The sequence below is a fragment of the uncultured Campylobacter sp. genome, assembly GCF_938030785.1.
Classification (GTDB): domain Bacteria; phylum Campylobacterota; class Campylobacteria; order Campylobacterales; family Campylobacteraceae; genus Campylobacter_B.
In genome coordinates this window covers 21,559-28,815 of record NZ_CALHIK010000199.1, presented here as the reverse complement: position 1 = coordinate 28,815, position 7,257 = coordinate 21,559, and the positions used below count along the sequence as shown (strand labels likewise).

Annotated in this window: 9 protein-coding genes; all 9 read left to right on the top strand. The window is 48.1% G+C overall.

From position 1 onward, the window contains the following. Positions 1–526: hypothetical protein (locus Q0438_RS11110; protein WP_299190884.1), on the top strand; the 526-nt coding region annotated here is incomplete at its 5' end. Next, positions 526–1,182: a 16S rRNA (uracil(1498)-N(3))-methyltransferase gene (locus tag Q0438_RS11105; protein ID WP_299190886.1), complete on the top strand. Its 657-nt coding sequence runs from the start codon at positions 526–528 to the stop codon at positions 1,180–1,182. The genes Q0438_RS11110 and Q0438_RS11105, both read left to right, overlap by 1 nt. A gap of 327 nt (positions 1,183–1,509) precedes the next feature. After that, complete coding sequence (rpmE, locus tag Q0438_RS11100) at positions 1,510–1,710, top strand: 50S ribosomal protein L31 (RefSeq protein ID WP_299190883.1); 201 nt, start codon at positions 1,510–1,512, stop codon at positions 1,708–1,710. Continuing rightward, complete coding sequence (gene rsmI, locus Q0438_RS11095) at positions 1,711–2,526, top strand: 16S rRNA (cytidine(1402)-2'-O)-methyltransferase (protein ID WP_299190881.1); 816 nt, start codon at positions 1,711–1,713, stop codon at positions 2,524–2,526. A 35-nt stretch (positions 2,527–2,561) separates the two neighbouring features. Further along, positions 2,562–3,263 (top strand): 23S rRNA (guanosine(2251)-2'-O)-methyltransferase RlmB, encoded by a 702-nt coding sequence (rlmB, locus tag Q0438_RS11090; protein WP_299190879.1) that lies wholly within the window; start codon positions 2,562–2,564, stop codon positions 3,261–3,263. Then, positions 3,235–4,257: a hypothetical protein gene (locus tag Q0438_RS11085; RefSeq protein ID WP_299190878.1), complete on the top strand. Its 1,023-nt coding sequence runs from the start codon at positions 3,235–3,237 to the stop codon at positions 4,255–4,257. Before rlmB ends, Q0438_RS11085 begins: the two co-directional genes overlap by 29 nt. 137 nt (positions 4,258–4,394) lie before the next feature. After that, a complete protein-coding gene (locus Q0438_RS11080; protein ID WP_299190876.1) occupies positions 4,395–4,526 on the top strand; it encodes a hypothetical protein in 132 nt (43 codons plus the stop codon). Positions 4,527–4,783: 257 nt separating this feature from the next. After that, on the top strand, positions 4,784–5,989 hold the full coding sequence (locus Q0438_RS11075; protein WP_299190874.1) for an LL-diaminopimelate aminotransferase: 1,206 nt from the start codon (positions 4,784–4,786) through the stop codon (positions 5,987–5,989). After that, positions 5,989–7,257 (top strand): homoserine dehydrogenase, encoded by a 1,269-nt coding sequence (locus Q0438_RS11070; RefSeq protein ID WP_297942803.1) that lies wholly within the window; start codon positions 5,989–5,991, stop codon positions 7,255–7,257. The genes Q0438_RS11075 and Q0438_RS11070 overlap by 1 nt, the downstream gene beginning before the upstream one ends.

The window sequence follows — 7,257 nt, the reverse complement described above, 5'->3', positions numbered from 1 at the left end:
GCGCAAAATTTTATCCTGCAAATTTAACCCCCTGGCGGAAGTGATGGATTATCTGTATCAAAGCGCCTTGGGCTTTCATAAATTTTTCGCGCTAGCTACGGCGATTTTAACGATAATTTATCTGATTTTTACCCAGCTTAAGATCGACGCGGCGGCGGAATTTTGCCCGCGCAAAGAGGCTTTAAATTTTGCCGCTTCCGCGCCGCAAGCTGAAAATTTAAAGCAAAAGAGCAGATTTGGGCTTAGATTTCTTAGGCGCATCAGGCTGTTTTTGCCGATATATTATGCGACTCTCGCGGCGCTGATAATTAGCGGAAGCGTGATGCTACCAGTGCCGCGCTTTGATCTGAGCTTTAAAATTTACTTTATGGCGGTCGGATCGCTAGCGATGATCGTGCTTAGCGCAGCGTCTTTCAAACGGCTAAAAATCGCGTATCTAAGCCAAAACTTTGCGCCGTATCAGCGCAAAATGCGGGTGATTTTGGGGCTAAACTTAGCGATAATTTTGATAGCGAGTGTTATTTGATGGTATATTTTTACGATAAGCTTGCAGGCGAACAGAGCCTAGTTTTGCAGAATGATCAGTTTTTGCACCTAAAGGCCAGACGAGCAAGGGCGGGCGAGCGCATAGACGTGCGAAATCTGAAGGATGGGGCGAGTTATCTATATGAGATCTCTGAAATTTCGCGTAAGGGTGCGGCTTTGAATTTAGTTTTTAAAAGCTCGGTTTTTACGCCGAGCCACGATTTTTGCGTCGCTTGGGCGGTCGTCGAAAGTGCCGTGATCGAAAAGAGTCTGCCTGCGCTAAACGAGATGGGCGTCGGGCGGCTTGTTTTGGTCTATGCCGATCTGTCGCAGAAAAACGTGCGGCTCGATCTGCAGAGGATGGAGCGGATTTTGATCAACTCATCTCAACAATGCGGGCGAAATTCCATCATGCAGATCGAGGTTTTGAGCGGCTCGGACGAGCTTGCGCAAAGATATGAAAACGTAAGCCTGATCGATTTTGGCGGCAAGAACATCGACATTTTCGGCGGCGACGAGATCGCGTTCGTAGGTCCCGAGGGCGGGTTTTCGCCGCGCGAAAGGGAGAAATTTAAAAACGCCTATGCGCTTAATAGCCCTTATATTTTGCGCTCAAATACCGCGCTGATCGCAACTTGCGCGAAGCTGATGTTTTAAGCGCTCGACAAATTTTAAAATTTAAAAGCCGCGCGCTTTAAATTTTGGAATTTAAATTTTGCCTTGCGCGACTTTCGTGTTTAACTGCGGCTTAACGCGCGGCACGTATTGCTGCGGCATATTTTCGCGCGCTGTATTTTGCACGCCGCAGTAAATCAAAATTTTACCCGCAAAGTGGGCTAAATTTTAAAATTTCGCGTCTAAAAAAGCATATTCAAAAAGAAAATCCACGCTTTGCCGAGAGTTTTTTAAAACCCTTTAAATTTGCTTTTTAGATAAAAAAGTTGTATAATCGCTGCCTTTTAAAATCATCAAAAAGGATCAAAAATGAAAAAAGATATCCATCCGAACTTTGTCGAAACGACCGTTACCTGCGCTTGCGGAAACACTTTTAAAACGCGCTCGAACAAGCCTGAGGTCCGCGTCGATATCTGCTCCAACTGCCATCCGTTTTTCACCGGCAGCGAGAAGATCGTAGATAGCGCGGGCCGCGTCGAGAAATTTAAGCAAAAATACGGAATGAAATAGTTGCTATATCTCATTCCTACGCCGATAGGAAATCTAAGCGATATCTCGAGCCGCGCGCTTGAGGTATTGCAAAGCTGCGAAATCCTAATCTGCGAGGATACGAGGGTTTCAAAAAAACTTCTAAACCTATTATCCGATAAATTTCAAATTTCATTTAAAATTTCACAGTTCTACTCGCTGCACACGCACAACGAAGCGGAGTTTTTTGCGGGTTTTGATGCGGCGCTTTTGCGCGAAAAAGCTTGCGCATACGTAAGCGACGCCGGCATGCCCTGCATCAGCGATCCGGGAATTGCGCTCGTAAAATTTGCGCAACGAAACGGCGTGCCTTACGAAGTGCTTAGCGGCGCAAACGCTCTGCTGCTCGCAGGCGCCGCAAGCGGGCTAGTGGAGAAAGAATTTAGCTTTTTAGGTTTTTTGAATAATGACGGCACGCAGCGCAAAGCTCAGATCCTAAATTTGATGCAGAGCCCCTATCCATGCGTACTTTATGAATCTCCAAAGCGCGTGATAAAGCTAATTGAGCAGATCGCGGGGATCGACGCACAGCGCAAAATTTTTGCGATTAAGGAAGCCACGAAAAAATTTGAAACCAAATTTTTCGGTAGCGCCGCGGAGGTTCTATCCGGCCTAAACGGCGCAAATTTAAACGGCGAATGGTGCGTCGTGATTGACGGCGCGGGCGAAAAAAGCTTTGAAAAAATCACGCAAGAAGATATTCTGTCGCTTGAGATCGCGCCGAAAATAAAAGCAAAACTGCTCTCAAAAATCAGCGGCGAACCCGCCAAAGAAATATATAAAAATTTGATACGCTAAGTCATATTTTAACCGTTTTTCGCTAAAATCCCAAAATGATTATTTACGGCAAGCAGCTGTTTTTGCACCTTTTAAACCGGCATCCGCAGAAATTTATCCGCATCATCCTTGCTAAGGAGTGCGAGAAAGAAATTTATAAAAAGATCGCCGCGACCGGTGTAAAGATCGAGCGCGCCGATGCGAAAAAAGCTCAAGCCCTCGCTCGCGGCGGCAACCATCAAGGCTTCTTGGCCGAGGTGGAGGAGTTTAGCTTCGGCGATCTTGCTAGCGTCAAAGACGATAAATTCGTGCCGATCCTTTATGGGCTTACCGACGTCGGAAACATCGGCGCGATAATGCGTAGCGCCTATGCTTTGGGCGCGGACAGCGTGATCGTCGTCGCAAGTAATCTAAATATGGCGGGCGTAGTGCGCGCAAGCTCGGGCGCGGCGTATGAGCTAAACGTCGTTAAAGTCGCAGACGGGCTTAGCGTGATAAACGAGCTTAAACAAAGCGGCTTTGAAATTTACGCCGCGAGTGCGGACGGGACGAACTTTAAGGAGTTAAAGCTCGGCGCGAAAAACGCACTCGTAATGGGGAACGAAGAAGAGGGGATACCTGCTAGGGCGCTTAAAAAATGCGACTGCGCGGTATCGATAAAGATGCGCGAAGGCTGGGACTCGCTTAACGTAAGCGCGGCATTTGCGATACTATGCGATGGAATTCTAAATGGAAGAAATAGAAGAGAAGTTAAATAATACGGATGAGCAGGCGGAACAAACCGAGAAGCCGGAGCAAACACAGCAGCCAAAAAATAGCGATCTGGATAAATTAAAATCTATGGATCTGATCGAAATAGCGCGCACGACGCGCATCGATGCGCAAAATTTAGAATACATCATCAACAAAGACTTCGAGAAGCTAGCAAATTTTAACGTTAGAGGCTACATTAAAATTTTAGAGCGCGAGTTCGGGCTAGATCTATCGGACTGGATGAGCGAGTTCGAGATCGCAAAAGAGGGCTTTGCGCCCGTTAAAAAAGCCAAAGTCGAGCAGGTCTATACTAGAAAAATGAGCCCCGAGCGAGGCGGTAGCAGCAGTTGGCTCGTGTGGCTGCTGATCACGGTTTTGCTGATCGCGGCGATCTTTTATTTCGGACTTTACAAAGGCTTCAACGAATTTTGGAGCTCGGTTTTCAGCGAGCAGAATAAAACTACCTACTCGGATGCTCCGATCGTAAATAACACCCAAAAAAAGCTTGAAAATATCGGTATAGACGTCGTTTCGCATAATGTTACGGAGGATAAATTCGCCATTAAAACGGACGTAAATGCGGCTTTGGCGGCGGATGAAAATTTAAGCTCTCTAAATGCGCTGGACCGCTCTATAAGAATCGAGCGCGCGAGCGTCAAAACGGAGGAAAATTCCACCGACGAAAACGCCACGCAAAGCGCGCCTGCGCCCAGCAAGGATATCGTGCTTAATCCGCGAGGCAAAATGTGGATAGGCATCATCGATCTAAAAAGCGGCAAGAAGCGCGAGATGGTCATCAATGCCCCTTATGTCGTCGCTTCGCAAGGAGACGAGGATCTGCTCATCGCCACCGGGCACGGAATGTTTGAGGTCGGCAAGGCGGACGGCAACGTGAGCTTCAACGAAAAAAATACTCAAAAGCTCCGCGTCAAAGACGGCAACGTCACTAAAATTTCAACCGACGAGTTCCTGCGCCTAAACAAGGGCAAGAAGTGGTAAAACTTTAGACCTTGCGCATGGTTTTTCGCTCGTAGAATTTTGCCGCAGAGGACAGAGGGTAAAATTTCAGCTCGCTGTGGTGCGCAGTTTAAATTTAAACCCGCGAGCGTAAATTTAAAGGTTTGCGCTGCGCCGTATTGGATAAAATTTTAAACGGCGTAGGTAAAATTAACGGTGCGGATAAAATTTCAAGCGTTGCGGGCGTTTGCGGTAGCGCGGTAAATTTAAAGGGTATCGTTCGAGGACGCGGCGTAAAAACGGCGCTTTGATCGTTATCGTTTTGATCGGATGTAAATTTAAATGTCGCCGCAAATGGTCAACGCGCTAAATTTAAATAATCAATGTCTCGGCGATTTTAAAATTTTAGTGTGGTAAAATTTTAAAATCGCCTTAGCGATATAAAAGCGCCGCCGCACCGCCACAAAGGCTTGAAATTTAGCCTTCGTGCAGCACGAGCGGATCGCGGCGTTTAAGGCGCGAAATTTTAAATATGGCTTGAAAATTACTTTAAGATAAGAGGTTTGAGATGTTTGACGAAATCCGTTTTTCAAAGATCGAGCGTTTGCCCAATTACGTTTTTGCCGAGGTTAACGCCATAAAAATGGCGGCGCGCAGGGCGGGCGAGGACATAATCGATTTTTCGATGGGCAATCCCGACGGCAGGACGCCGCAGCATATAATCGACAAGCTTTGCGAAAGCGCGCAAAAGGACAAGACCCACGGCTACTCCGTAAGCCAGGGCATCTACAAGCTGCGACTTGCCTGCGCGAATTGGTACAAGCGCAAATACGGCGTGATCTTGGATCCCGAAAGCGAGATCGTCGCAGTGATGGGCTCTAAAGAGGGCTTCGTGCATCTAACTAGCGCGATCGTAAATCCGGGCGATGTCGCAGTGGTGCCCGATCCTGCGTATCCGATCCACACTCAAGCCTTCATCATCGCGGGCGGCAACGTCGTTAAAATCCCGCTTGCCTATGATGAGAATTTAAATTTTAACGAGAATAAATTTTTCATCGATCTGCAAAAAACCTTCGACGAGAGCATTCCGCGCCCAAAATACGTCGTCGTAAATTTCCCGCATAACCCTACCACCGTCGTCGTACAAAAGAGCTTCTACGAGCGGCTTGTGGCGATGGCGCGACAGGAGCGGTTTTATATCATCAGTGACATCGCTTACGCAGAGATCGCTTTTGACGATTACAAAACGCCGTCTATCTTTGAGGTTCAGGGCGCGAAGGACGTCGCAGTCGAGGCGTACACACTCTCTAAAAGCTACAATATGGCGGGCTGGCGCGTGGGTTTTGTTAGCGGTAATAAAAAGCTCGTCGCCGCGCTTAAAAAGATCAAATCTTGGTTTGATTACGGTATGTTTACGCCGATCCAAGTAGCCGCCACGATCGCGCTGGACGGGCCGCAAGAGTGCGTAGAGGAGATCCGCGCGACCTATGAGAAGCGTAGGAATTTTTTGATCGACGCTTTTGCGGACGCGGGCTGGCAGATCGCTAAACCTAGCGCGTCGATGTTTGCGTGGGCGAAATTGCCGCCAGCGGCGGCTCATCTAAGAAGCATGGAGTTTTCCAAGCAGCTTCTTACCAAGGCGTGCGTCGCCGTAAGCCCAGGCGTGGGCTTTGGCGCGGCGGGAGACGATTACGTGCGAATCGCTTTTATCGAAAACGAAAATAGAACCCGCCAGGCCGCTAGAAATATAAAAAAATATTTGAAAGAGATCTGATGAAAGTAGCGATTTTAGGCGTCGGTACCGTAGGTAGCGAAGTTGCAAATATTTTGATAAAAAACAAAGATATCATCCTTGCGCGCGCGGGCGTTAGCATAGAGCCAGTAATCGGGCTAGTGCGCGACACGAGTAAAAAGCGCGATGTGCAAATTCCGCTTAGCAGCGACGCTGGGAGTATCATCGAGCGCGACGACATCGACGTTTTTGTAGAGCTTATGGGTGGGGTAGAAAAGCCCTATGAGATTGTAAGTGAAATTTTAAAGCGTAAAAAGGCGGTCGTTACCGCAAATAAGGCGCTTTTGGCTTATCATCGCTACAAGCTTCAGACGCTTGCGGGCGATACGCCTTTTGGCTTTGAAGCGAGCGTAGCGGGCGGAATTCCGATCATAAAAACCCTGCGCGAAGGGCTAAGCGCCAATCGTATCGAAAAGATCATCGGCATCGTAAACGGCACGAGCAACTTCATCCTTACAAATATGATGCAAAAAAATGAGAAATTTGAAGACGCGCTAAAGCAAGCTCAAGAGCTCGGATACGCCGAAGCCGATCCTAGCTTCGACATCGGCGGATTTGACGCGGCGCATAAGCTCTTGATCTTAGCTAGCATCGCATACGGCGTACACGGAGATCCTGAAGATATCCTAATCGAGGGGATCGAGGAGATCACACAGGAGGATATATATTTTGCGCGCGAATTTGATTTCATAATCAAGCTGCTTGCGGTAGCTAAGCGCGCGAGCGATAACAAAGTCGAGCTGCGCGTCCATCCAGCGCTCATTTCAAAGGATCAAATGCTCTCAAAAGTCGATGGCGTAATGAACGGCGTGAGCATCTACGGAGACTGCGTCGGCGAGAGTATGTATTACGGACCGGGCGCGGGCGGCAGCGCTACGGCAAGCGCGGTTATAAGCGATCTCATCGACATTGCGCGCGATAACAAAAACCCGATGCTCGGCTATAAAATTTTGCCGAGCGAAAATTTTATGCAAATTCTGCCGAGCGAGCAGATCCGCACGAAATATTATTTCAGGCTGCGCGTGCGCGACGAGAAGGGCGTGCTCGCGAAGCTTACGAACATTATGAGCTTAAACGATCTTTCGATCGACAGCTTTTTGCAAAAGCCTAAGCTCAAAACGGATGAGGAAGTGACGCTGTTTTTCACGACGCATACGTGCTGCGAGAAGGACATAAAGCGCGCCATAAGCGTGATTGGCGGCGAAAATTTTATTACGCAAAAGCCTTTTATGATCAGGATCGAAAGCTAA